Below are 25,867 nucleotides of genomic sequence, written 5' to 3' on the forward strand. Positions count from 1 at the left end.
CTTTGACCAGCACGAGTTTTTCGGCAGCCATGCCCTTGAATCCAGCAGGACCTGACGACCAGGCGCTTTCCAGAACCGAAACGCTTGAGGAAAGTGAGCGGCAGTTTCGCAGCCTCGCCGACAACATGAGTCAGTTGGCCTGGATCGCTGACCCGGCCGGGCGCATCCATTGGTACAACGAGCGCTGGTACAGTTACACCGGCACCTCGTACGAGGCGATGATGGCGTTGGGCTGGCGATCGTTGCATGACCCTGACCATGGCCAGCGCGTCGAGTCGCGCCTGCAGCGCTGTTTCGCCACCGGGTCATTGTGGGAAGACACCTTTCCGCTGCGTGGCAAAGACGGCCAGTACCGCTGGTTCTTGTCCCGTGCGTTGCCCATCCGCGACGACCGTGGCAGCATCACCCATTGGCTGAGCACCAGCACGGACATCACCGCGCAAGTCAGTGCAGAAGATGCGCTGCGTGAGCTGAACGAGAGTCTTGAGCAGCGCGTCGCCGCGCGTACCCGTGAACTGGCCGAGAGCAATGAGCGCCTGCAGATCGAAATCAGCGAGCGTGCTCAGGCCGAAGAGGCCCTGCGCCACGCGCAGAAGATGGACGCCATCGGCCAGCTCACTGGCGGCATCGCCCACGATTTCAACAACATGCTGACCGGTGTGCTTGGGGCGCTGGACCTGATTCAGCGTCGGGTGGCCGCAGGCCGCGTGTCGGAGATCGATCGTTACATCGAGGCCGCCATGGGCTCGGCCAACCGCGCGGCCTCACTCACCCATCGCCTGCTTGCGTTCGCCCGTCGCCAGTCGCTCAATCAGTGCCCCGTGGACGTCAATCACATGGTGACGTCGATGGAAGAGTTGCTGCGCCGCACCATCGGCGAAAGCATCGAGCTGGAAGTGGACCTGCACGGGATCTCGTGCCTGACCAACACCGATGAGCACCAGATGGAAAACGCCTTACTCAATCTGGTGATCAATGCCCGCGACGCGATGCCCGATGGCGGGCGGCTGCTGATTCAGACCGAGCTGACCCACATTGCCCTGTTGCAGGATGCGCTGGCGCCGGGCGATTACGTGCGCCTTCGCGTACAGGACACCGGACTGGGCATGTCCAGCGAAGTCATCGCTCGGGCCTTCGATCCGTTCTTCACCACCAAGCCGATCGGGCAGGGCACCGGGCTGGGCCTGTCGATGGTCTACGGCTTCATCAACCAGACCGGCGGCCGGGTCAGTATTTCCAGCGAAGAAGGGCGCGGCACGCGGATCGATTTGCTGCTTCCCTGTCATGAGGCTGCCGCCGAGTGTGCGCCCGCCGTGAACCCCAGCATCGAGCCGCCTCGCGCCAGTCAGGGCGAGCGCGTGCTGGTGGTTGAAGACGAGCCTGACGTGCGCATGCTGGTGGTGGATGTGTTGAAGGAGCTGGGTTACCGCGTGATCGTGGCCTGCGACAGCCATGAGGCGCTCCCGGTCTTGCAGGGCCGCGATCCGGTCGATCTGCTGGTGACGGACGTCGGACTGCCGGGCTTGAATGGTCGTCAACTGGCGGAGGTGGCCCGTCAGCATCGCCCCGGGCTGAAGGTTCTGTTCATGACCGGCTATGCGCGCGAGGCTGAGGTACGTGGTGATTTTCTCGACGATGGCATGGATCTGCTTACCAAACCCTTCAGCATCGACGAACTTGCGGTACGCGTGCGAAGCCTGATCGAGTTGGACTGAACGCGCCTTGCCCGGTCCGGCCTGTTACGCAACAACGTCTTCTATTAATAAAGCATCCTTATAGTCAAAACCAATCGTTAGCATGAGCTTTGCCAATGAGTTCTTGCCGACGATTTTGCGTAGTATCCTCCCCATCGAATTTGTAACACCCATTTCCACAACCCTCAGGAGATTCACTGATGCCTATCATCAACAGCCAAGTCAAACCGTTCACGGCAACTGCTTTCAAGAACGGCAACTTCGTAGAAGTGTCGGACGCCGACCTGAAAGGCAAATGGTCTGTGGTGTTCTTCTACCCGGCTGACTTCACCTTCGTTTGCCCAACCGAGCTGGAAGACCTGGCGGACAACTACGCCGAGTTCCAGAAACTGGGCGTCGAGATCTACAGCGTTTCCACCGACACTCACTTTGCTCACGCTGCCTGGCACAACACTTCGCCAGCCATCGGTAAAATCCAGTACACCATGATCGGTGACCCAACCCTGAAAATCTCCCGCAACTTCGACGTCCTGATCGAAGAGGCAGGTCTGGCTGACCGCGGTACGTTCGTGATCAACCCGGAAGGCGAAATCAAAATCGTCGAGCTGAACGACGGCGGTGTTGGCCGTGACGCTTCCGAGCTGCTGCGCAAAATCAAGGCTGCTCAGTATGTCGCTGCTCACCCGGGCGAAGTCTGCCCAGCCAAGTGGAAAGAAGGCGAGGCCACTCTGGCACCGTCCCTGGACCTGGTTGGCAAGATCTAAGTCGTCATGACCGGATCGGGGGCGATGAGCCCGTAGGCACGTAAACCGCATCGCCCCCAAAAAACGCCCGGGCGGTTATCGCTCGGGCGTTTTTTTTGTAGAACTCGCTGGATTCCGAAGAGAATCCAGACCCTGAAAGTGAAGAAGGAAGCCGAACCATGTTGGACGCCAATCTTAAAGCTCAGTTGAAATCTTACCTGGAGCGGATCACTCGCCCGATCGAGATCATTGCGTCCCTTGATGACGGCGCAAAATCCCAGGAAATGCTGGCCCTGCTCAATGACATCGTCAGCAGCTCCGACAAGATCACCCTGGACACCAATGGCAGCGATGCCCGCACGCCGTCCTTTGCCCTGAATAGCCCGGGCCAGGACATCAAGCTGCGCTTCGCCGGTCTGCCAATGGGTCACGAATTCACCTCGCTGGTGCTGGCGCTGCTGCAAGTCGGCGGCTACCCGTCCAAATCCTCTGAGGACACCATCGAACAGGCCCGTAGCCTGACCGGTGAGTTCAAGTTTGAAACCTACTTCTCGCTGACCTGCCAGAACTGCCCGGACGTGGTTCAGGCCCTGAACCTGCTGGCCGTGCTCAACCCGAACGTGCAGCACGTCGCGATCGAGGGCAGCCTGTTCCAGCAAGAAGTCACCGACCGCCAGATCATGTCGGTGCCGAGCATTTACCTGAACGGCGAACTGTTCGGCCAGGGCCGCATGAACCTGGAAGAGATTCTGGCGAAGATCGACACCAGCGCCGGTGATCGTCAGGCAGAGAAGCTGAATGCCAAAGAAGCCTTCGACGTTCTGGTCGTCGGCGGTGGCCCGGCCGGTTCCGCTGCAGCCATCTACGCTGCCCGTAAAGGCATCCGCACCGCCGTGGCAGCGGAGCGTTTCGGTGGCCAGGTGCTGGACACCATGGCGATCGAGAACTTCATCTCGATGCAGCACACCGAAGGGCCGAAGCTGGTTGTTGCCCTCGAAGAGCACGTCAAGCAGTACGAAGTAGACGTCATCAACTTGCAGCGCGGCGAGCAGTTGATTCCGGGCAAGAATGGCGAGCTGCATCAGGTCAAGTTCGCCAGCGGCGGCGTGCTGAAAGGCAAGACCGTGATCCTGGCGACCGGCGCGCGCTGGCGTGAAATGAACGTCCCGGGCGAGCAGCAATACCGCAACAAGGGCGTGGCGTACTGCCCGCACTGTGACGGTCCGCTGTTCAAAGGCAAGCGCGTTGCGGTGATTGGCGGCGGCAACTCCGGTGTCGAGGCGGCCATCGACCTGGCCGGTATCGTGTCCCACGTCACCCTGCTGGAATTCGACGCCAACCTGCGCGCCGATGCGGTGCTGCAACGCAAGCTTCACAGCCTGCCCAACGTGACGGTCCTGACCAGCGCGTTGACCAGCGAAGTCACCGGCGACGGCCAGAAGGTCAACGGCCTGCGCTACAAGAACCGCCTCACCGGTGAGGAAATCACCGTTGAGCTGGAAGGTATCTTCGTGCAGATCGGCCTGCTGCCGAACACTGAATGGCTCAAGGGCACCGTCGAGCTGTCGCCACGGGGCGAGATCATCATCGACCAACGCGGCGAGACATCGATTCCGGGCATTTTCGCTGCTGGCGACGTGACCACCGTGCCGTACAAGCAGATCGTGATCGCGGTCGGCGAGGGCGCCAAAGCCTCCCTCAGCGCCTTCGACCACCTGATCCGCACCAGCGCCCCGGCGTGATGGTTTATTAGTGGGACCGGCTTCAGCCGGGAAGACTTCGGTTGCCACACTGCAAAATGATGGTGTACAGACCGGCCTCTTCCCGGCTAAAGCCAGTCCCACTAACAGCAGCCCATGCATCCAAGTGGCACCGGGTGTACGCCGACTTGTGGGACCGGCTTCAGCCGGGAAGGCGTCAGCAGCCACATCGCAAAAATGATGGCGTACAGACTGGACTCTTCCCGGCTAAAGCCGGTCCCACTAAAAGCAAAACCTCATGAGCGATCATCAGGTTTTTTTTTGTGCTGTCATTTAGGCGACCCCGCCTTGTGGGGCCAGGCCTGCATGATATTCTCGCGGCCGTTTCATCACTGCCGTGGGATCCCCGTGAAATTCATCCACCAACGCGAACACCTGAATGAAGGCGACATTGTGGTGATCGAGTCCTCGAACGCCTGCAATATCCGCCTCATGAGTGACGCCAACTTCCGCAGCTTCAAGAACGGCGGTCGCCACACCTATCACGGCGGCGCCTTCGACCGCTTTCCGGCGAAGATCGTCGTGCCCAGCACCGGCTTCTGGAACATTACCCTCGACACGGTCACCCAACGGGCGATCAGTGTGACGCGCAAGCCCAACCTCAAACACTCGATCAGGATCGTGCGCAGGACCGGTTCAAAGCTCCAAAACTGAGGGGCTGATGACTGCGCATTCAGCGGCCCGAATCAGGCCCGCCATTGCAGCGGGCCCAGGGCAGGGCGGTCAGAGTTTCGGCAACTGACCGATGCGGCCCATCATCTCGGTGACGATCTGCAAGTCCAGCAGGAACTGCTCGGTGGTCTTGAACTCGGCGTCGGTGTGACCGGTGTATTTGACGTCGGGTTTGGCCAGGCCGAACTGCACGCCGTTGGGCAGCTCATGCACGGACGTGGCGCCGGCGGAAGTGCCGAACTTGTGCTCCATGCCCAGGTTCTCGGTGGCCACGGCCAACAGCGCCTTGACCCACTCGCCTTCGGGATTGCGGTACATCGGTTCGGCGATCGAGTAATTGAAGCCCGGCGTGATATGGCTCTGCTGGGTCCACGCTGTCAGCTTCCGGGCGATGTCCGCCTTCAGCGCTTCCGGTGATTTACCCCGTGGCACGCGCAGGTTGACCGCCAGCTTGAAGGCCTTGTCGTCCATCGCCACGTAGGTCAGCGAGGCCGTCAGCGGCCCCATGAACTCATCGCTGAAGCCGACGCCCAGTTTGCTGCCCAGGTAATCGAGGCCCCAGTTTTCAGCGGCGTAGCGCGCGGCGTCAGTGATCGCGTTGTGCTTGAGCGCGACTTTACCGTCCAGGCCGTTGATGAAGTCGAGCATCCGCGCCACCGGGTTGACCCCCGATTCTGGCTCGGAGGAGTGGGCCGAGACGCCGGTGACGGTCAGCTTGACGTCCTTGCCGGCGACTTCTGTGTCGACCTTGAAGTTGCCACCGTTGCGCTGGGCGTAATCGACGCCGGCTTTCTGCAATTCGGCCGCGAGTTCAGCCGGGCGATCGCTCACCAGGGTAACGACTGATTTCGACGGGATCTGGTTGGTCGCCATGCCGCCGGTCATCGAGGTGATTTCCGCCCCCGTGCCTTCGGCGGTGCGACGGGGAAAGCTGGCCATGACTGTGCCGTAGCCTTTTTCCGCGATGACCACCGGGTAGCTGCCATCGAGGGCCAGGTTGTAGGCCGGCGTCGGGTTGCGCTCGAAGTAATAGGGAATGGCGTCGCCGGAGGTTTCTTCGGTGGTGTCGATCAGCAGCTTGAAATTGCGCGCCAGCGGCAGCTTCTCTTCCTTGATCACTTTCATGGCGTACAGCGCGACGACGATGCCGTTCTTGTCATCCTCGGTGCCGCGCCCGTACATGCGGTCGCCGATCAGGGTCACTTTGAACGGATCGAGGCGAGTGCCATCGGCCAGCACCCAGTTATCCGGGGTGACCGGGACGACGTCGGCGTGGGCATGAATCCCCACTACCTCAGGGCTTGAGCCCTCAAGGGAGACTTCATACACGCGGTTGTCGATGTTGCGGAAGGTCAGGTTGAACGACTGGGCGAGGGTTTTGATTTTCTCGGCAATCTTCACGAACGCCGGGTTGTCGTGCTGTGCGACGCCTTCGGTCTGGAACGTGGGAATGGCGACCAGCTCACGCAGGGTTTCGGTGGCGGCGGCGCCGTATTTCACCCGTGCATAAACCCCCAGCAGGCGATGGATATCGTTCTGCTCATCGGCGGAAAGCTTTTTATTGGCGAGGAAGGCGTTGATCGCCGGCTCGATGCCCGCAGCCTCGACCACGTCGGTGGTGCTGACGGTCTTGAGGAACTGGCGGAAATCAGTGACGGCGTTTTCTTTGAAACTGCCGACAATCGTGCTGCTCTGTTGCGCGGTGAGGTTGGCGAAGGCAGCAGGTGCGAAGGCGGAGACACCGGCGAACATCATTGTGGCGGCGGCGAGGTGCTTGAGCGAAAAGTCCATTGGGTGTGACATTCCTTGGCAGGCATGTTGAGAGAAATGTCTGATCGTTCGATCAGAAACCACAGCACGCTACCATCGCCGATGGAGCAGGGGGAGTCCTCATTCTGATATCTGTCGCCTTGAGGGGTGAAAGCGGCGCGGAACCATAAATGACTCAGGCTATTGAATGGCCTGAAAAAATAGTCATGAACCCGCCTGGCTCCTGCGACATAACCGTCTACGCTGATGGCGCAGCGCGACGGCATGGTGTTGATGTACATGGTTTTCCGTAGGCACAAACCTCTCAGGCGTATCACGCCGGGCTTTATCACTAAGGGACTCCATGAAACTGCGTCAATACGCTGACCGGGCACTGTGTGCATTGCTGGTCATGATGAGTGTGGGCATCTGCCAGGCGGCAGAGCAGCAGCGCGTGAACATCGGCTCGTTGAACATGACCGGGGGCAAGCTCACGCGATGCGCGTTGGGTTATCGCACCTACGGCACCCTGGCAGAAGATCGCAATAACGTCGTGTTGGTGACCACCTGGCTTGCCGGGCGGACGTCCGATCAGGCTGACATGATCGGCCCCGGCAAGTTGGTCGACACTGATCGCTGGTACGTGGTGGCGATGGACGCCCTCGGCAACGGCGTGTCCTGCTCTCCGTCCAACAGCCCCAGCGCGCCGGGCCTGAAATTTCCGCAGTTCGGCATTCGCGACATGGTCAAGGCGCAGCATCGGTTACTCGCCATGTACCTGGGCATCGATCACGCCCACGCTATCGTCGGCATTTCCATGGGCGGCATGCAGGCCTTGCAGTGGGCGGTGATGTACCCGGACTTCGCGAGCAAGGTGGTGACCATTGTCGGCACGCCACACCCGACCGAGCGCGATCTGCAGGCCTGGAATGCAGAACTTGCTGCCATCGAACACGCGCCCGGCTGGAACAACGGCAACTATGCGCCGGGCACGGTGTTCAAGCAGCTCACGGCGGTACACAACGGTTATCTATGGACGCCGGAGCGTGCTGCAGCCAACCCGGCGGGGAACAGGCCTGCGCCTGGCGGCAATGTTCCTGCTTCAACAGGTGGCCAGCCGTTCAGTACGGTCGATTGGTACCGGCAATTACAGGCCATGACGTCCTTTGATCTGTTGCGTCAGGGCGACATGGCCGCACTGGCCGGGAAGATCAAGGCGCAGCTGTTAGTCATCACGTCAGAACAGGACCGCATGGTAGACCCGGCGCCTTCCAAGGCGCTGGCCGCTCAAAAGCGCGCGCAATTGCTGGTGCTCAACAGCGATTGCGGGCACATGGCGCCGGCGTGTGAGGCAGACAAGGTGAATGAGGCGGTGAAGGGGTTCCTCAAATAGGACGGCGGCCTCCGGTTGTCAGCGGCGCACTGGCCAGTACGGCAAGCCGGCGGCGAGAACCTGCCGCAGACGGCAAGCATTGTCGATTATTGCGGCCAGTACCGGCTTGAGGGGTGGTGTGCAGGCCCGTGCTGGCGGGCCTTTCAGGCGGGGGCGGGCGGTATGGCATCGGTTTTGCTGTTGTCGGGGTACATCGGACAACCTGAACAGGAGGTGAAAGATGTTAATCGGCAACAGTGCCATCCAGCAGTTCGTGTCGAAGGCCGTAAGCCACACCCATTACGCCACGACGGACACGGATGCCTACAACAGCGCCATGGCCGGCGCTGCCACACCCGTGGCAGCGATTGCGAGCAATGGTGAAGGCGCGGCGCAAAGCAGCAATGACGGCAAGCAGGGCTACGACGAGTCGTTTGCCAAAATGATGGTGAACCTGAAAGCAGCGGCGGCCAACACGGCGCCGTCGGTGACGGATGATGACAAGGCGGCAGCGGCTGCGGCGTTTGTGTCCAGCGCTGACAAGCAGGTCGCGTCGTCTGACAGCGTCAGCAAGACCGTCTCCGATGAACTGGCGGCCAGCGATGGCACGGCGGGTTCTGACGGCGCGGGTTCGGTGAAGGATCAGTTTCTGTCCTACATGAACCAGACCGATGCGGAGAAGGTGCGGCAGCGGTTGACGGGTGTCACCAAGGCGGAATACGACGCCATGACGCCGCAGGAGCAGGCGGCGGTGGACAAGCAGGTGACCGAACTGCAGAAGCAGAAGACGGATCAGCAGGTCGCTGAGCAGGAGGTGAAGACCAGGATCGCCATGGCAAAGGCGGAAATGGCCTGATTGTTTTCTTCAGATCAAGGGCGTCTGCCTAACGGCAGACATTTCGCCTTCGGCGAGTTACTTTTAAAAGCACTAAAAGTAACCAAAAGTGCCTGCTCTCGGTTGGGCCCGACTTCGTCGGGTTCCTTCACTCCTGTCCCGCTCCGTGGGCCCGCGCCGAACGGACATCCATGTCCTGACGGCGCTCTCGCCGCATCCATGCGGCTCGACCCACTGCGCGAAACCTCCGTTCAGCCTGCACCCAAGTCGCGATAGGTGTCGTCTGAGGGTTATGTGTCTGAAGATCAAGATCAAGATCAAAAGCAGATCAGAAGCAGATCGAGGGCGGGTCAAGCGCCAAGGACTTGTGGGAGTGAGCTTGCTCACGAAGGGGCCGGTACATCCATCGGATATCTGGCGTGTTGGATAAAGCATTCGCGAGCAAGCTCGCTCCCACGGGGAGGGGGGTGTGATCAGCAAAAATGTCGGTGCCTGAGCTGGCCTCTTCCCGGCTAAAGCCGGTCCCACTAACAGCAGCGCGTGCAATCAGCGGGACTGGCTCCGACTGTGGGACCGGCTTCAGCCGGGAATCCGTTGATCTGCTTTAAAGCGCTTTTGATCTTCATACGCAAATGGCTCAAACACCGCCAATCGCGACTTGGGTGCAGGCTGAACGCAGACGGCGCGCAGTGGGCCGAGCCGCATGGATGCGGCGAGAGCGCCGTCAGGACATGGATGTCCGTTCGGCGCGGGCCCACGGAGCGTCGTCGGAGTGAGGGTATTCCGACGAAGGAGGAACCCAACCAGGAGCAAGCACCCTTGGTTACTTGGGGTGCTTTTCCAAGTAACTCGCCGAAGGCGAAACAGTCTGCCCCCAGGCAGACGCCTGTGATCTTGATCTTGATCTTGATCTGAAAAGGACCGGTCGCCTAGACCACCTCCGCCCGATAGGGCAAATCCGGCCCCTCCCGCGTACAGGTCACCGCCGCCGCTGCCACCGCAAACTCCAGCATCTTCGTCAGCGTCTCCCGATCTACGCCCGCCAGAGCAGAGGGCGCATCCAGACCCCGCTCCGTCAGAAACGCAATGAGCGCCGCCTGAAACGTATCACCGGCACCCACCGTATCAACCGTTTCCACCTTGCGCGCCGCCACCGACCACGTGCCCAGTGCCCGCGTAAATATCGTCGCGCCCTGACGACCGCGAGTCATGATCACCCACTGGCAATTGTCCTTCAGCCAGCCCTCGGCCACCGACGCCGCGTCCTTCTGCGGATACAACAGCTCCAGATCCTCATCACTGACTTTGATGATGTGCGCGTGCTCGGCAAACTTCGCCACCTGACTGCGCCACAACTCAATGCTCGGCGCCGGGTTCAAACGCACATTGGGGTCGAAGGTAATCAGCCGCTTGCCGCTTTCCCGCCGAACCAGCGTCAGGAGGGCATCGGCGACCGGCTGCACCACCAGCGAGAACGAACCCACGTGCAAGCCACGCACGCTGTCGTCCAGCGTCGGCAGATGCTCAACGCTCAGCATCCGGTCGGCGCAGCCTTCGCCGCGAAAACTGTACTGCGGCGAGCCGTCGGCACCCACGGCGACCATCGACAGCGTAGTCGGCGCGTCGATGTGCACGAGAAAGTCATCGCGCACGCCTTCTTCCGCCAGCACCTTCAACAATCGCTTGCCCAGGTAATCGCTGGAGATGCCGGCGAAGAACCCCGCATCGATGCCCAGCCGGCGCAGCCCGACGGCGACGTTGAACGGCGAACCGCCGGCGATGGCCTGGTAACCCACTTTGTTGCTTTGTCCGCTGTCCGGCTGACAGAAAAAGTCGAACAGTGCTTCGCCACAGACCAGATACATAGTTGCTCCATAAAGGCCGACGGGGCTGTCCGTCAGAGGCCCTGCAATTGAGTGCGATAGTGCTGATAAACCGACTGATACGCCGTAACGTGTTCGGCAACCGGCCGGGTTTCGCTGGCCGGATCGAGGCTGACGCAACGCTCGGTCAGCGCCTGCAGCGACTCACCGTCACCGCCGACGTGGGAATGACACCACGCCGCCTGAATCGCCGCGCCCAAGGCCGCCGCTTCGGTGCCGGTGGTGCAGATGACCGGCGTATCCATGATGTCGGCGACGATCTGCCGCCAGACCGCGCTTTTGGCGCCGCCGCCGATCAGGCGGATGTTATCGCTCTTGATGCCGCTGTCGCGCAACAGGTCCAGACCGTAACGCAGGCCGAAGGTAGTGCCCTCGACCACCGCGCGGCACAGGTTGGCCTGGGTCAGGTTGGTGCTGTCCAGCCCCAGAATGCTGCCGGTGGCGTGGGGCAGGGCGGGCACGCGTTCGCCGTTGAGGAACGGCAGCACGAGCACGCCCTGGGCGCCAATCGGTGAGGACGCGACCGCCGCGTTGAAAGCGCCGATGTCCAGCGCGAACAGCTCGCGGATGGCACTGGTGGCGTTGGTCAGGTTCATGGTGCAGATCAACGGCAGCCAGCCGCCCGACGAGGAGCAGAAGGTTGCCACCGACGGCTGCGCGCTGACGTTGCCTGCTTCAGCAAAGGCGTAGACCGTGCCCGACGAGCCCAGGCTCATGGTGATCGAGCCCGGTGCGATATTGCCGGTGCCGATGGCGCCCATCATGTTGTCGCCACCGCCGCTGGAGACGATGGCCTTCGGATTGAGGCCCAGCCGCTGAGCGATGGCAGGAAGAATCGCGCCCACCGGCTGGTGCGCCTCGATCAGTTCCGGGAGCGCCTTGACCAGCCGGCCGCTGGGGTCGATATGCTGAAGAATGTCGAGGTCCCACGCGCGGGTGCGCACGTTGAAATAACCGGTGCCCGACGCGTCGCCGAACTCGCTGCAGCTGCGGCCAGTCAGCCAGTAATTGAGGTAGTCGTGGGGCAGCAGAATTTTGTCGATGTGGGCAAACAGGTCGGGAAACTGCTCTTTGCTCCACAGCAGTTTGGAGACCGTGTAGCCCGGCGCGATGGCGATACCTAGGCGCTCCAGCGAACCGGCTTCACCGCCCAGATACGCCAGCAGCCGATCATTTTCCGGGGTGGATTCGGTGTCGCACCACAGCTTGGCCGGGCGCAGCACCTGGCCTGAGTCATCGAGCATGACCAGGCCATGTTGCTGGCCGGACACACCGATGGCCTGGATGTCCGCGCCGGACACCCCAGCCTGCTGCAAGGCCGCCGCCGTCGCCTGCTCGAACGCATCGAGCCATTCCTGCACATCCTGTTCGCGGCGACCGTTGGCGCCGCTGATCATGTGGTGGGCGCCCGAGCCTTCGCCCAGAACCTTGCCGCTGACCGCATCCAGAACAATCGCCTTGGTGCCTTGGGTGCCGCAATCGATGCCGAGAAACATGCCCACCTCTTTAGCTATGAAGCTCAGACGGCTTTCGCCAACAGGTTTTCCAGGGTTTTGCTGACGCCCCATTGCTTCAGGCTGTTCAGGTTGTGCTCGAACGATGCCACGAACTCGGCGGACTGGGGAATCGCCGCGCCGAAGATTTCTTCCACTTCAAGCAGCCGCTGGGTGACCAGCACGTCATCGGCGACCAGCGCCTTGCAGAAGTCGGCGCGCGGGTCGACCACGGTGTACGGCACGCCGTTCTCCCCGGTGAAGCCGCCCGTGCGGTTGCCCTGCAGGTACAGCGCCCAGGCCGCGACCACCAGCGAGGCGCGGTCCATGTTGCCGCCGTCGACGATCAGACGATTAATCGTCGGCACGGTGAATTTCGGAAATTTCGACGAGCCGTCGGAGCACACCCGCTCCAGCTGATCGGCGATGGCTTGGTTGGAGAAACGATCGATCAGGGTCTGTTTGTACTCGGTCAGGTCGATGCCCGGCACCGGCGCCAGCTGCGGCGTGACGTCCAGGTCCATGTAAGTTCGGATGTAGTCGACGAACAGCGGGTCGTTCATGGTTTCGTGGACGAAGCGATAGCCCTTCAGCGCGCCGAGATAGGTCAGGGCCAAGTGGCTGCCGTTGAGCAGCTTGATCTTCATTTCTTCGTACGGGGTCACGTCGTCGGTGAACTGCACGCCGACCTTTTCCCAGGCCGGACGGCCGTTGACGAACTTGTCTTCCAGCACCCATTGCACGAACGGCTCGCAGACCACCGGCCAGGCGTCGTCGATGCCTTTCTGGTCGTGCAGTTGCAGGCGGTGGGCGGTGCTGGTCATCGGCGTGATGCGGTCAACCATGGCGTTGGGGAAGCTGACGTTTTCAGCGATCCAGTCGTGCAGCTCCGGGTCGCGCAGTTGGGCGAAGGCGAGCAGGGCCTTGCGGGTCACGGCGCCGTTGTGCGGCAGGTTATCGCAGGACATCAGGGTGAACGCCGGCGTGCCTTCCGCGCGGCGGCGGGTCAGGGCGGCGCACAGATAACCAAAGACGGTTTTCGGTGTGGCAGGGTGTTCGAGGTCGTACTGGATCTGCGGCAGGTGGCTCATGAATTCGCCGGTGCTGTCATCGATGCAATAGCCGCCTTCGGTGATGGTCAGCGAGACAATGCGAATGTCGGCGCTGGCCAGTTTGTCGATCAGCGCCAGGTCACTGTCGCTGGACATGAGCATCTGGCTCATGGCCCCGATCACGCGGGTTTCGGTGTCCGGGGTGTCGCCCAGTTCGAACAGCGTGTAGAGGAAGTCCTGGCCTTTCAGCGCTTCAAAGTTGCTGCGGTCTTCCTCGCGCAGGCTGACCCCGCAGATGGCCCAGTCCAGGCCTTCGCCGCTGCCTTCATTGGCGCCGAGTGACATCAGCGCGTCGGTGTAAAACGCCTGGTGGGCGCGGTGGAAACCGCCGACGCCGATGTGAGCAATGCCTTGGCGACGATCATCGAGGGAGTAGGCGGGGATGGCAATGCCGGCGCCCAGGTTGGAGAGGTTCTGCTTGTTCAGTTTCATGACGGTGTTCCCGAATTCTGTGATGGGCGATGACTCAGGCAGCGGCCTGCAACGCGCGGCGGATGACCTGGCCCTGGGCGTCGAACAGGTGGCAGTGCGCGCTGTTCAAGTGCAGTTTCAGGGTCTCGCCGTACTGGCTGGCCAGGTCCCCACGAATACGCATGGTCAGCGGCTCGCCGGAAGTGGTGCGCACGTGGCAGTAAGTGTCGCTGCCCAGGCGTTCGCTGACGTCGGCGATCACGGTCAACTGGCAATCGCCCTCGTTGGCCAGCTCCAGGTGCTCGGGACGAATGCCCAAGGTCACTGAGTCGCCCACGCTCTGTTGCGCGTTGGTGAAGGGCAGCAGGACTTTCGTCCCGGCGTCTAGCGTGACTTCGCAGGCCGAGGCCTCGACGCCGCTGATGATGCCCTTGAGGAAGCCCATTTTCGGCGTGCCGAGAAAGCCCGCGACGAACAGGTTGGCCGGGTGGTGGTACAGCTCCAGCGGCGAGCCCACCTGTTCAACGCGACCGCCGTTGAGCACGACCACTTTGTCGGCCAGGGTCATGGCTTCGACCTGGTCGTGGGTGACGTAGATCATCGTTGCCTGCAGCTCTTTGTGCAGGCGCGACAGCTCCAGCCGGGTCTGCACCCGCAGGGCGGCGTCGAGGTTGGACAGGGGTTCATCGAACAGGAAAATTTTCGGGTTGCGCACGATGGCGCGACCGATCGCGACGCGCTGGCGCTGACCGCCCGACAGCTGCTTGGGCTTGCGCTCCAGCAACGGGCCGAGCTCGAGGATACGCGCGGCTTCATCGACCTTTTTCTTGACCTCGGCCTTTGGCGTGCCGGCCAGGTCCAGCGCGAACGACAGGTTTTTGCCAACGGTCATGTGCGGGTACAGCGCGTAGGTCTGGAACACCATCGCCAGGTCGCGCTTGGCCGGTGTCACTTGAGTGATCTCGCGGCCATCAAGTTCGATGCTGCCGCTGGTGACGTCTTCCAGGCCGGCGATCAGGCGCAGCAGGGTGGATTTGCCACAGCCCGAGGGACCGACGAAGACCACGAACTCACGGTCCTTCACGTCCAGGTCGATGCCTTTGATGATCTGGTGGCCGTCGAAGCCTTTTTGCAGATTTCTGATTGTCAGGTTAGCCATGATGGGCTCCAGTTTTATTCTTCAAAATGTCGAAATCATCAACGGCGGCATCGTTCCCACGCTCTGCGTGGTAACGCCGCCCTTGACGCTCTGCGTCGGCGCTTTGGACGCGGAGCGTCCGGTCGCTGGTTACCACGCAGAGCGTGGGAACCCTCCTGTTTCGGTTATTTCACGGCGCCAAACGACAGCCCGCGGACCAGTTGTTTCTGGCTGATCCAGCCGAAGATCAGGATCGGCGCGCAGGCCAGGGTCGACACCGCCGACAACTTGGCCCAGAACAAGCCTTCGGGGCTGGAGTACGAGGCGATCAACGCAGTCAACGGCGCGGCATTCGAGGAGGTCAGGTTCAGCGACCAGAACGCCTCGTTCCAGCACAGGATCAGCGACAGCAGCGCCGTCGAGGCCAGCCCGCCCTTGCAGATCGGAATCAGCACGCGAAAGATTTCCTGGCGCGTGGTGGCGCCGTCCAGCCGCGAGGCTTCGAGAATCTCACCGGGAATGTCCTTGAAGTAGGTGTAAATCATCCACACCACAATCGGCAGGTTGATCAGCGTGTAGATCACGATCAGCGCAATGCGCGAATCCAGCAGGCCAAAGGTCTTGGCCAGCAGGTAGATCGGCATCAGCACGCCCACCGGCGGCAGCATCTTGGTGGAGAGCATCCACAGCAGCGTGCCTTTGGTTCGCTTGGTTTCGAAAAACGCCATGGAGTAGGCCGCCGGCACCGCGATCAGCAGGCACAGGATGGTCGCGCTGAAAGAGATCAGAATCGAGTTCCAGGCGAAGTGGAAGTAGTCACTGCGCTCCTGGATGTGCAAGTAGTTTTCCAGGGTCGGCGTGAAGAAGAACTGCGGCGGCGTCGCGAACGCGTCGATCTCGGTCTTGAAGCTGGTCAGGACCATCCAGAAGATCGGGAAGAAAATCAGCGCCGCGATCAGCCACGACAAGGTGCCGAGCAGGGCACTTTGCAGGCGACGGGATTGTTTGAGCGTCATCATGGCCTTGCCCTCAAGACTTGTCGGTGAGGTTTTTGCCGATCATCCGTACCAGGATGATCGCGGCAATGTTGGCGATCACAACGGCAATCAAGCCGCCTGCCGATGCCATGCCCACGTCGAATTGCAGCAGTGCCTGGTTGTAGATCAGGTACGCCAGATTGGTGGAAGCGAAGCCCGGGCCGCCGTTGGTGGTGGTGAAGATTTCGGCGAACACCGAGAGCAGGAAGATCGTTTCGATCATCACCACCACGGCGATCGGGCGCGCCAGGTGCGGCAGGGTCAGGTGCCAGAAGATCGCGATCGGGCCGGCACCATCCAGACGCGCCGCTTCTTTCTGTTCCTGATCCAGGGACTGCATGGCGGTCATCAGAATCAGGATCGCGAAGGGCAGCCACTGCCACGACACGATGATGATGATCGACAGCATCGGGTAATTCGCCAGCCAGTCCACCGGCTGGGCGCCGAAGAGCTTCCAGACCCAGGCGAGGATGCCCGACACCGGGTGGAAAATCAGGTTCTTCCAGATCAGCGCGCTGACCGTAGGCATGATGAAGAACGGCGAGATCAGCAGCACGCGGACGATGCCGCGGCCGAAGAACTCACTGGCCTCCAACAGCGCCGAGATCAATACGCCGAGGATTACGCTGATGGCCAGCACGCTGCCGACCAGCAAGAGCGTGTTCATGGCACCGGGCAAAAAGCCTGCGTCGGTGACGAAGAATTCGAAGTTCTCCAGCCCGACGAATTCGTTTTCGCCGGGATTGAGCAGGTTGTAGCGGATCAGCGAAAAGTAGATGGTCATGCCCAGCGGCACGATCATCCAGACCAGCAGCAACAGCACCGAGGGGCTGACCAGAAACCAGCCGGGCTTGGTGACGCTGCCTTTGGCGGACGACTTGTCGTCGGCCGCAGCGGTGCGCGGGGTGAGGGTTGAGGTGTTCATGTTGACTCCGAACCGGGCAAAAGCGAGAGCGTGAACGTCGGCGGCAGGCATTCAGCGCCTGCCGCCTTCAAGCAGCGGGTGTCAGCCCTTCTTCGGGTAACCCGCGCGCTTCATGTCACGTTCGGTGGCGCTTTGCGCCTGAGCCAGCGCAGCGTCCACCGTGGTAGAACCTACCAGTGCGGCGGAGAACTGCTGACCGACATTCGTCCCGATCTGCTGGAACTCGGGGATGGTCACCAACTGGATGCCCACGTACGGCACCGGCTTGAGGGTCGGCGCTTTCGGCGTGACGGCCTTGAGGGATTCCAGGGTGATATTGGCGAACGGCGCAGCTTGTTTGTAGGCATCGGTGTAGGTCGATGCGCGGGTGCCTGGCGGCACGTTGGACACGCCGTCTTTCTCGGCGACCAGCGCGGCATACTCTTTGGACGTGGCCCATTCGGTGAAGGCGCGCGCGTCCTTGTCGTTCTTCGCGCTGGTCGGGATCGCCAGTGCCCACGAGTACAGCCACGCCGAGCCCTTGTCGGTCACTTCGTGCGGCGCGTAGGTAAAGCCAACGCTGTCAGCCACTTTGCTCTGAGATTTGTCTGTCACGAACGAGCCGGCAACGCTGGCATCCACCCAGATCGCGCATTTGCCGCTGTTGAACAGCGCGAGGTTTTCGTTGAAACCGTTGCTGGAGGCGCCCGGCGGGCCGTCCTTCTTCATCACGTTGGTGTAGAAGGTCAGCGCGTTCTTCCATTCAGGCTGGTCGAATTGCGGCTTCCATTGTTCGTCGAACCAGCGCGCGCCAAAGGAGTTGGCGATGGTGGTGATCAGCGCCATGTTCTCGCCCCAGCCGGCCTTGCCGCGCAGGCAGATGCCGTACTGTTCCTTGGACTTGTCGGTGAGTTTGTCGGCGAATTCGGAGATCTGCGTCCAGGTCGGACGCTCCGGCATGGTCAGGCCGGCTGCCTTGAACAGGTCTTTGCGGTAGTAGGTGATCGAGCTTTCTGCGTAGAACGGCAGGGCGAAGAGTTTGCCATCAACCGACAAGCCATCGCGTACCGAAGGAAACACGTCGTCCAGCGCGTAGGACGCAGGCAGATCGTTCATTTCCTTGAGCCAGCCCTTGGCGCCCCAGAGTGAGGCTTCGTACATACCGATGGTCAGCACGTCGAACTGGCCGCCCTTGGTGGCGATGTCGGTGGTCAGGCGCTGACGCAGCACGTTCTCTTCCAGCACGACCCACTTGAGCTTGATGTCCTTGTGCTGTTCTTCGAAGGTCTTGGACAGCCGCTGCATGCGGATCATGTCGCTGTTGTTGACGGTGGCGATGGTGACTTCACCGGCTGTGGCGGTGGTGCAGAGAGACAGGAGGGTCAGACAGGTACCGGCAAGGAGAACATGTGCAGAGGTCTTCATTTATCACTCCTCTTCTGCGCCAAGGCTGACGTCAGAAGCTTGGTTATTGTTTTTGTTTCTTCCGGAGGCCAGGAAGAATGTCAGCTGATTACAGCCTTGTACGCGCTGGTTGACAAATCCTGCGGCGCACTTGAACTGATACTTTTTTGCACCGGGATTTCCGGCGGCCACTTCATAGAACTGCGCCCGCACATGATGCGGGGCAGTTCCAGCGTAGTTGAAGGGCGCGAAGGGGTAACGAATCAGTACAGGTTTTGTTCGGTCAGGCGCTGTACGGCGAGGCGGCGATAGTGAGAGGGGGTCATGCCTTTGAGCTTCTGGAAGCGCCGATTGAAGTTGGAGATGTTATTGAAACCCGACTCGAAGCAGACGTCGGTCACCGGCCGGTCGCCGTCGGCGAGCAGTTCGCAGGACTTACTGATGCGCAGGCGGTTGACGAATTCGACGAAGCAACGTCCGGTCGCCTGCTTGAACACCCGAGAAAAGTACGTCGGCTTCATGCCCAGGTAGTCCGCCACTTCTTCCAGCGGCAACTCGCGGGCGTAGTGGGTGAAGATGTATTCCACGGCTTTGTTGGTGCGCTCCACGGCGTGATCGTCGGACAGCTGCGAGGCGGTAGTGCCCGACAGCAGCTGGAAATCATCACTGGCCGCCAGCAATTCCAACAGAATGAAGAAATGCCCCAAGCGGGTCATGCCCGTGGTGTCGGCGATTTTCTGCATCAGTTTGGTGGCTTGGCGGATGGTGCGCTTGCAGCGGAATTCGATGCCGTACCGTGCGCGTTCGAGCAGCGGCGCCAGGGTCTTGAGTTCGGCAAACACCTGATTGCCGCTTTCGAGCAGCTCTTCGGTGAAATTCACCAGCATGTCGCGCTTGGGCACGACCTCGTCTTCTTCGATCTGGCTGATCCAGTTGTGCGGAAGATTGGGGCCGGTGAGGAACAGGGTCTCAGGGTAGAAATTGCCGATGTAATCACCGACGAAGACCTTGCCGGAACTGGCAACGATCAGGTGCAGCTCGTATTCCTTGTGGAAATGCCAGCGCACCAGCGGGCAGGGAAACCCGTGCTCGCGGTAGATGATCGACAGACCGTTGTGGTCGTCCATCAGCTCGTAGGAAGGTTCGGTGACTCTTGTTGTTCTGGTCATGCGCGTGCCGGTCTGGAGAGTGGCGTGGGAATAATGTGCACTATTTGGTGGGCGGAATACAGATACAGGATTTAAACAGATGCAGCTGAACGCACGAATTCAGTGGGACCGCGGCGTTTCAGTAGGACCGGCTTCAGCCGGGCAGAGGCCCGTCTGAGCACCGTCAATTCAGCGGAGTGACGCTCATCTGCGCAGTGAACTAACCACACCCATCAACAACCCGATAGGCTGATGCACCTTCCGCGAATGCCTTCGGAGAACCGCCACCCCATGAAAAAAATCCTCGTGATCGGCATTGGCGCGGGCAATCCCGAGCACATCACTGTTCAGGCGATCAAGGCGCTGAACCGCACCCAGGTGTTTTTCATCCTCGACAAAGGCTACGCCAATGACGACTTGCTGGCGTTGCGCCGGGACATTTGCGAGCGCTACATCGAGGGGCATGACTATCGTCTGGTGCAGGTGAGCGATCCAAAGCGCAGGGACGACTCGGCGTCTTACCGCAGCGGCATCGAGCATTGGCACGAGCAGCGCGCCGTGCTGTTCGAGCAGTTGATTGCAGATGAAGTAAAGGCCGGCCAGACCGGGGCGTTTCTGGTGTGGGGCGACCCGGCGCTGTACGACAGCACGATGAGGATTCTCGATCAGGTGCTCGCCCGCGGCCGCGAGTCATTTGACTATGAAGTCATTCCCGGCATCACCAGCGTGCAGGCGCTGGCCGCCGGGCACCGCATCGGCCTGAACCGCATTGGCGAGCCGATCCACATCACCACCGGCCGGGAGCTTGCAGCGGAGCAGGGCGCGCACATTCGTAACAGCGTGGTGATGCTCGACGCCCATTGCACCTTCGAGCGGTTTATCGATGAAGATCTGCACATCTATTGGGGTGTTTATCTGGGCACCCCTGACGAAATGCTCATTTCAGGCCCGCTGCACGACGTCAGCGCGCAGATACGGCAGGCGCGTGAAACAGCGCGAGCGCAGAAGGGCTGGATCATGGACACCTACCTGCTGCGCCGCGCCGTCCGCTAGACACAATGACTCAGGCGTTTTTGTTTTTGGCTTCGATCCACTGCGACATGTATTGCGTGCTCTTGTGCTGATGGTGGCGAAGCATGGCGCCGGTGAAGTTGGCTGTGCGATGGGCCTGGAGCTTGTCACGCAACGCGAGGATGCGTTCGATGAGCGCGGCGCAATGGCGATCATGGCCAAAGCGCGCCGGCAGCAATTGCCAGCCGTCCCGTTGCGCCTGTTCCCAGCGCGCCTGGTCGGTGTAGAGGCTGACCGCCGCGTCGGCCAGCCCCTGCGCATCACAGGCCACGGCCCCGGGAAACGCCAGCTCGCCGTGCATGGCTTCGGCACCGATGGGCGTCGTGACGGTCGGCGTGCCGCAGACCATGGCGTCGATGATCTTGCCCTTGATCCCTGCGCCGAATCGCAACGGCGCAAGGGACATCCGCGCCGCGCCCATCACCTCCAGCGCATCTTCGGCCCAGTTCATGATGTGAAACCCCTGGGCGGCGTTATGCAGCGCTGCGGCCTTGGGCGGCGTATACGCGCCGTACACATGAACTTGAGCTGCGGGCAGCCGCGCGCGGATCAGCGGCCAGACCGTATTTTTCAGCCACAGCACCGCATCCCAGTTCGGCGCGTGGCGGAAGTTGCCGATGGTGATGAAATGGGCCCGCTCTTCAAAGGAGCGAGCGCCATCGGGCACCTCCCGTACAAGCAGCGGTACCCAATGCAATTGGGCGGCGGGCACTGAAAACAGCTCGGTCAGCAGGCCGATTTCGACATCCGACACCATCAGGCTCAGGTCACTGCGGTGGATTGCGGCGATCTCGCGCTGGGCCAAGTCAGTGGTTGCCATCCGGGTGAACAGCTGATCCCGTGACGACTGAAAATAATCAGTCAGGTCAGCATCGGGCTTGCCGTCGAGCCATTCCTTGACCGCCTGATGACGGGCATGGCGCAGGCTCTGCAGGTCGGAACTTTCAAGCAGACGGATCGCGCCAGGGCAATGTTTTTCCACCCGCCAGCCGAACTGCTCTTCCATCAGGAACTGGTCGAACAACACCACGTCGGGCTGCAGCTCACTGATGAAGGCGTCGAAGCTGCCGTGATTGAGGGCGATGGCGACTTCAGTGATGCCCAATGCGGCGAGATCGGCCTTGTGCTCGCCTTCGGTGGCGGCGCTGGCGAAAGTGATCCGCCAGCCCTGTTCGAGGAAACAGTCGATCAGCTGCATGACATGGCCGCTGGCCGCTGACGATCGCGGCTCTGGCCAGACGTAGCCGATAATCAGCACATGGATCGAGGGTCGCTGCGTCAGATGCTCAGTCGCCAAGAATGCCCTTTACCTTGTCACGCAGCTGGTCGATGGAAAACGGCTTGCCGATATTGTGCATGCCCTCTGGCACATCAACGGAATCCGCGTAGCCACTGGCGAACAGCACCGGAATGTCCGGGCGAATCTCACGTGCCTTCAGTGCGAGATCTTTCCCGTTCATGTCGGGCAGGCCCAGGTCAGTCATCATCAAGTCGATGGTCTGACCCGCGTTGTTCAGAACCGCAAGGGCCTCGGCGGCGTCGGCTGCTTCCAGCACTGAGTACTCAAGCTCCTCGAGGACGTCGACAATCAACATCCTGACGATGTCGTCATCTTCGACCACCAGAATCGTGCGGGGTGAATCGGACATGAAAAGTTCCTTAATTGGGCAGGGAGCGCATCGCACGGCAAGGGGGTGTACAGCATTTCGCTGCGGGCGCAATTGTGACAAGTTCCGCGCCGCAACAACACGATTCAATTGAGTGTAGTGGCTTTTGGAATGCACTCAAATGTACAGTTCGAGCCCGATTGTTCTCGATCTATTGTCAGAAAATTCAACCTTCTACGTCAGATGCTGGAGTTTTTGCCGAGATTTGCGGCAAACTCCGTCGTTTAGACGAATCCGCCTGAGCCCTTGCGATGATCACCAACTCTGCAGTCGATGAGCAACGTTTCCGCAAACTGTTAAGCCGCAACGTCAGTTTACCTTTGGCCGTCGGCGTACTGAGCGCGGCCTTCTTTGTCATTCTGATTTCCTACTTGTTGTCGGCGATCCAGTGGGTCGAACACACCGACCGGGTCATCAACAATCTAAATCGTTCGCTCAAGCTCTCGGTGGACATGGAAACCGGGATGCGCGGCTTCCTGCTGACCGGGGATGAGCGTTTCCTCGACCCCTACGAAGTGGCCAAACCGGCCATCAGCACCGAGCTTCAGGGCCTTGAAGAACTGGTCGCCGACAACCCGCCCCAGGTTGACCGCTTCAAGCGACTCGCGGCGCTGCAGTCGGCGTGGAACGACTTCGCCCAGGAGATGATCACCTTACGGCGCAGCGGAGGCGACTACCAGACGCCGATCAAGGACCGTCGCGGCAAGCGCCTGTCCGACGAGATACGCGAGGAGTACGACCAGGCCGCCAACGTCGAGCATCAACTGCGTCTGACCCGCAACACCGACGTGACCCACACCACGGTGATGTCAGTCTCGCTGTACATCACGTTCATTCTGATCGTCAGCGGTATCCTTGCCTGGGTCGGTCGTCGTGACATGACCACCTTGTCAGACACCTACGCCGCCAACCTCAGGGCGCAACAGCTGGACGCGGATCGCTTGTCCCACGTCGCCTGGCTGCGCAACGGTCAGAGCGAACTGGCCGAGCAGGTCATCGGCCAGCTCACCCTCAATTTGCTGGGCCGCAATGTGCTGCACTTCTTCGCCCAATACCTGGGCGCGGTGGTGGCGGCGGTGTACGTGCGTCAGGAGCACGGCGGTCTGGTGCGCGTCGCTTCCTACGGTTTCTCCCGGGAGCAGGAACAGCACGAGCAGTCGATCTACAGCGGTGAAGGCGTGGTCGGCAAAGCGGCCGAGCAGGATCAGATCATCACTCTGGACAACGTCCCCCAGGATTACTTCAAAGTCACCTCCGGCCTGGGCGAAGGCTCGCCGCGCAGTGTCGTGGTGGTGCCGACCAGCAATGATGACCACGTCAACGGCGTCATCGAGCTCGGCTTCCTTCGCGAGCTGACCCCCCGCGACCTGGAGTTCCTCGAACTGGTGGCCGAGAACGTCGGCACGTCCATCGAGGCTGCGCGCTACCGTCAGCGCTTGCAGGAAGTGCTCGCCGAGACCCAGCAGCTCAACGAAGAGCTCCAGGTGCAGCAGGAAGAACTGCGCACCGCCAACGAAGAGCTGGAAGAGCAGTCGCGGATCCTCAAGGAATCCCAGGCCCACCTGGAAACCCAACAGGCGGAGCTGGAGCAAACCAATGAGCAGTTGGCCGAGCAGGGCAAGGCACTCGCTGACCAGCGTGACGCCCTGGACCGCAATAACGAAGAATTGCACATCGCCCAGATTGAGCTGGAAGCACGCGCCGACGAGTTGCAGCGCTCCAGCAAATACAAATCCGAATTCCTCGCCAACATGTCCCACGAGCTGCGCACGCCGCTTAACAGCTCGTTGATTCTGGCCAAGCTGCTGTCGGAAAACCCCCAGGACAACCTCACCGCTGAACAGGTCAAGTTCGCCGAGTCGATCTACTCGGCCGGCAACGATTTGCTCAACCTGATCAACGACATTCTGGATATTTCCAAGGTCGAGGCCGGCAAGCTGGACATGCGTCCGGAAAACAGCAGCGTCAGCCGTCTGGTGGACGGCCTGCGCATGACCTTCGAACCGCTGGCGGCCGAGAAGAAGCTGGAGTTCTCGGTGGAGATTCAATCCGGCACGCCGGTGTCGCTGTACACCGATCGCCAGCGCCTGGAGCAGATCCTCAAGAACCTGCTGTCCAACGCGATCAAGTTCACCGAAAGCGGCGCGGTCAGCCTGACCGTGTCGCGGCAGCCCGGTGAAGGCGTCGCCTTCACCGTTCGCGACTCCGGTATCGGCATCGCCGAAGAGCAGCAGGAGAGTATTTTCGAAGCGTTCCGTCAGGCCGACGGCACCACCAATCGCCGCTACGGCGGCACTGGCCTGGGCCTGTCGATTTCCCGCGATCTGGCGCGCCTGCTTGGCGGCTCGATCAGCGTGACCAGCGCGCCGGGGCAGGGCAGCATTTTCACCCTGGTGGTGCCGGAAGAGTACGTCGAACAGGAGCCTTCGCAGTACGCCGAGGCGCCCGTGGTTGCCGTGCAGACTGCGCCCGTTGTGGCGCGCGTCACCCCACCGACGCCAACTCCCGCCAGGTCTGCACCTCCCGCAGCGCCGATTCCGCGTTTTGCCGATGACCGTGAAAAAGCGCCGTTCAGTAAACGCTGCATTCTGGTGATCGAAGACGAAGTGCGCTTTGCCCAGATCCTCTATGACCTGGCCCATGAGTTGGGCTACAACTGCCTGGTGGCCCACGCTGCCGACGAGGGCTTTGACCTGGCGTCCTCTTTTGTGCCTGACGCCGTGCTGCTCGACATGCGCCTGCCGGATCATTCCGGACTGACCGTCCTTCAGCGTCTTAAAGAACTGCCGAGCACCCGGCACATCCCGGTGCACGTGATTTCCGTCGAAGACCGTCAGGAAGCCGCGCTGCAAATGGGCGCCATCGGCTACGCCGTCAAGCCGACCACCCGCGAAGAGCTCAAGGACGTCTTCGCCCGCCTCGAAGCCAAGCTGACGCAGAAGGTCAAACGCATTCTGCTGGTGGAAGACGATGCCTTGCAGCGTGACAGCATCGCGCGTCTGATCGGTGACGACGACATCGAGATCACCGCCGTCGGTTTCGCTCAGGATGCCCTTGATCTGCTGCGCGACAACGCCTACGACTGCATGATCATCGACCTGAAACTGCCGGACATGCTCGGCAACGAGTTGCTCAAGCGCATGTCCACCGACGAGATTTGTGCGTTCCCGCCGGTCATCGTCTACACCGGGCGCAACCTGACCCGTGACGAAGAAGCGGAGCTGCTGAAGTACTCGCGCACCATCATCATCAAGGGTGCGCGCTCGCCGGAGCGCCTGCTCGACGAAGTGACGCTGTTCCTGCACAAGGTCGAATCGCAGCTCTCGAACGAGCGCCAGAAGATGCTCAAGACCGCGCGCAGCCGCGACCGGGTGTTCGAAGGGCGCAAGATCCTGGTGGTCGACGACGACGTGCGCAACATCTTCGCCCTGACCAGCGCGCTGGAGCACAAAGGCGCGATCGTCGAAGTCGGGCGCAATGGACTGGAAGCGATCGAGAAGCTCAATACCGTCGATGACATCGACCTGGTGCTGATGGACGTGATGATGCCGGAAATGGACGGCTACGAAGCCACCATCGAGATCCGCAAGAATCCTCGCTGGCGCAAGCTGCCGATCATCGCCGTGACTGCCAAGGCCATGAAGGATGACCAGGATCGCTGCCTGCAGGCCGGTTCCAACGACTATCTGGCGAAGCCGATCGACCTCGATCGCCTGTTCTCGCTGATTCGCGTGTGGCTGCCGAAGATGGAACGTATCTGAATGAACCGGATCA

General features: G+C 61.1%; 20 protein-coding genes and 1 pseudogene. 8 read left to right on the forward strand and 13 right to left on the reverse strand.

What is annotated here, in order from left to right:
• Nucleotides 1–89 precede the first annotated feature (89 nt).
• The 4 genes and pseudogenes from QWI20_RS12970 to QWI20_RS12985 all read left to right on the forward strand — a co-directional run.
• A pseudogene (locus tag QWI20_RS12970) lies at nt 90–1,715 on the forward strand (ATP-binding protein); the annotation flags it as partial.
• A gap of 179 nt (nt 1,716–1,894) precedes the next feature.
• Nucleotides 1,895–2,458: an alkyl hydroperoxide reductase subunit C gene (ahpC, locus tag QWI20_RS12975; protein ID WP_065987199.1), complete on the forward strand. Its 564-nt coding sequence runs from the start codon at nt 1,895–1,897 to the stop codon at nt 2,456–2,458.
• Between the two features lie 158 nt (nt 2,459–2,616).
• Entirely contained in the window at nt 2,617–4,179 is a 1,563-nt protein-coding gene (gene ahpF / locus QWI20_RS12980) for an alkyl hydroperoxide reductase subunit F (protein ID WP_369305814.1), read from the forward strand.
• Between the two features lie 366 nt (nt 4,180–4,545).
• Nucleotides 4,546–4,851, forward strand: coding sequence for a DUF1883 domain-containing protein (locus QWI20_RS12985; RefSeq protein WP_369305815.1), 306 nt, complete (start codon nt 4,546–4,548; stop codon nt 4,849–4,851).
• A gap of 69 nt (nt 4,852–4,920) precedes the next feature.
• Here QWI20_RS12985 and QWI20_RS12990 read toward each other — a convergent pair whose 3' ends face one another.
• Both QWI20_RS12990 and QWI20_RS12995 read right to left on the reverse strand, forming a co-directional pair.
• A complete protein-coding gene (locus QWI20_RS12990; protein ID WP_369305816.1) occupies nt 4,921–6,660 on the reverse strand; it encodes a dipeptidase in 1,740 nt (579 codons plus the stop codon).
• Nucleotides 6,621–6,920 carry a hypothetical protein gene (locus QWI20_RS12995; RefSeq protein WP_369305817.1) on the reverse strand — a complete coding sequence of 100 codons (300 nt, stop codon included), beginning with the start codon at nt 6,918–6,920 and terminating at the stop codon, nt 6,621–6,623. The genes QWI20_RS12990 and QWI20_RS12995 overlap by 40 nt, the downstream gene beginning before the upstream one ends.
• Nucleotides 6,921–6,982: 62 nt before the next feature.
• On the opposite strand from QWI20_RS12995, the gene QWI20_RS13000 reads away from it, so the two are divergent.
• Both QWI20_RS13000 and QWI20_RS13005 read left to right on the forward strand, forming a co-directional pair.
• Nucleotides 6,983–8,011, forward strand: a complete 1,029-nt coding sequence (locus tag QWI20_RS13000; protein WP_369305818.1) for an alpha/beta fold hydrolase — start codon at nt 6,983–6,985, stop codon at nt 8,009–8,011.
• 220 nt (nt 8,012–8,231) lie between these two features.
• Nucleotides 8,232–8,846 carry a hypothetical protein gene (locus QWI20_RS13005; protein WP_369305820.1) on the forward strand — a complete coding sequence of 205 codons (615 nt, stop codon included), beginning with the start codon at nt 8,232–8,234 and terminating at the stop codon, nt 8,844–8,846.
• Between the two features lie 908 nt (nt 8,847–9,754).
• Here QWI20_RS13005 and QWI20_RS13010 read toward each other — a convergent pair.
• The 9 genes from QWI20_RS13010 to QWI20_RS13050 all read right to left on the reverse strand — a co-directional run bounded on the left by QWI20_RS13010 (nt 9,755) and on the right by QWI20_RS13050 (nt 19,376).
• Nucleotides 9,755–10,690, reverse strand: a complete 936-nt coding sequence (locus QWI20_RS13010; RefSeq protein ID WP_369305821.1) for a carbohydrate kinase — start codon at nt 10,688–10,690, stop codon at nt 9,755–9,757.
• Between the two features lie 32 nt (nt 10,691–10,722).
• Nucleotides 10,723–12,204 (reverse strand): xylulokinase, encoded by a 1,482-nt coding sequence (gene xylB / locus QWI20_RS13015; protein ID WP_369305822.1) that lies wholly within the window; start codon nt 12,202–12,204, stop codon nt 10,723–10,725.
• 23 nt (nt 12,205–12,227) lie between these two features.
• Nucleotides 12,228–13,745 carry a mannitol dehydrogenase family protein gene (locus QWI20_RS13020; RefSeq protein WP_369305824.1) on the reverse strand — a complete coding sequence of 506 codons (1,518 nt, stop codon included), beginning with the start codon at nt 13,743–13,745 and terminating at the stop codon, nt 12,228–12,230.
• A 34-nt stretch (nt 13,746–13,779) separates the two neighbouring features.
• Nucleotides 13,780–14,883: an ABC transporter ATP-binding protein gene (locus tag QWI20_RS13025; protein WP_074885476.1), complete on the reverse strand. Its 1,104-nt coding sequence runs from the start codon at nt 14,881–14,883 to the stop codon at nt 13,780–13,782.
• A 164-nt stretch (nt 14,884–15,047) separates the two neighbouring features.
• Nucleotides 15,048–15,881 carry a carbohydrate ABC transporter permease gene (locus tag QWI20_RS13030; RefSeq protein ID WP_108121930.1) on the reverse strand — a complete coding sequence of 278 codons (834 nt, stop codon included), beginning with the start codon at nt 15,879–15,881 and terminating at the stop codon, nt 15,048–15,050.
• 10 nt (nt 15,882–15,891) lie between these two features.
• Nucleotides 15,892–16,824 (reverse strand): carbohydrate ABC transporter permease, encoded by a 933-nt coding sequence (locus QWI20_RS13035; protein ID WP_133771368.1) that lies wholly within the window; start codon nt 16,822–16,824, stop codon nt 15,892–15,894.
• 81 nt (nt 16,825–16,905) lie between these two features.
• Nucleotides 16,906–18,228 (reverse strand): sugar ABC transporter substrate-binding protein, encoded by a 1,323-nt coding sequence (locus tag QWI20_RS13040; RefSeq protein WP_369305826.1) that lies wholly within the window; start codon nt 18,226–18,228, stop codon nt 16,906–16,908.
• A 3-nt stretch (nt 18,229–18,231) separates the two neighbouring features.
• Nucleotides 18,232–18,420 (reverse strand): hypothetical protein, encoded by a 189-nt coding sequence (locus tag QWI20_RS13045; protein ID WP_369305827.1) that lies wholly within the window; start codon nt 18,418–18,420, stop codon nt 18,232–18,234.
• Between the two features lie 50 nt (nt 18,421–18,470).
• Entirely contained in the window at nt 18,471–19,376 is a 906-nt protein-coding gene (locus QWI20_RS13050) for an AraC family transcriptional regulator (RefSeq protein ID WP_369305828.1), read from the reverse strand.
• Nucleotides 19,377–19,646: 270 nt separating this feature from the next.
• On the opposite strand from QWI20_RS13050, the gene cobF reads away from it, so the two are divergent.
• Complete coding sequence (cobF, locus tag QWI20_RS13055; RefSeq protein ID WP_369305829.1) at nt 19,647–20,408, forward strand: precorrin-6A synthase (deacetylating); 762 nt, start codon at nt 19,647–19,649, stop codon at nt 20,406–20,408.
• 10 nt (nt 20,409–20,418) lie between these two features.
• Here the strand turns inward: cobF and QWI20_RS13060 are convergent, their stop codons facing one another.
• Nucleotides 20,419–21,624 carry a glycosyltransferase gene (locus QWI20_RS13060; protein WP_369306009.1) on the reverse strand — a complete coding sequence of 402 codons (1,206 nt, stop codon included), beginning with the start codon at nt 21,622–21,624 and terminating at the stop codon, nt 20,419–20,421.
• Between the two features lie 88 nt (nt 21,625–21,712).
• Nucleotides 21,713–22,075 (reverse strand): response regulator, encoded by a 363-nt coding sequence (locus tag QWI20_RS13065; protein WP_369305830.1) that lies wholly within the window; start codon nt 22,073–22,075, stop codon nt 21,713–21,715.
• Between the two features lie 269 nt (nt 22,076–22,344).
• Here QWI20_RS13065 and QWI20_RS13070 point away from each other — a divergent pair, with 269 nt between their 5' ends.
• Complete coding sequence (locus tag QWI20_RS13070) at nt 22,345–25,854, forward strand: response regulator (RefSeq protein WP_369305831.1); 3,510 nt, start codon at nt 22,345–22,347, stop codon at nt 25,852–25,854.
• Nucleotides 25,855–25,867: the final 13 nt, after the last annotated feature.

Origin of the sequence: Pseudomonas sp. W2-17 (genome assembly GCF_041060445.1) — a bacterium.
Taxonomy (GTDB): domain Bacteria; phylum Pseudomonadota; class Gammaproteobacteria; order Pseudomonadales; family Pseudomonadaceae; genus Aquipseudomonas.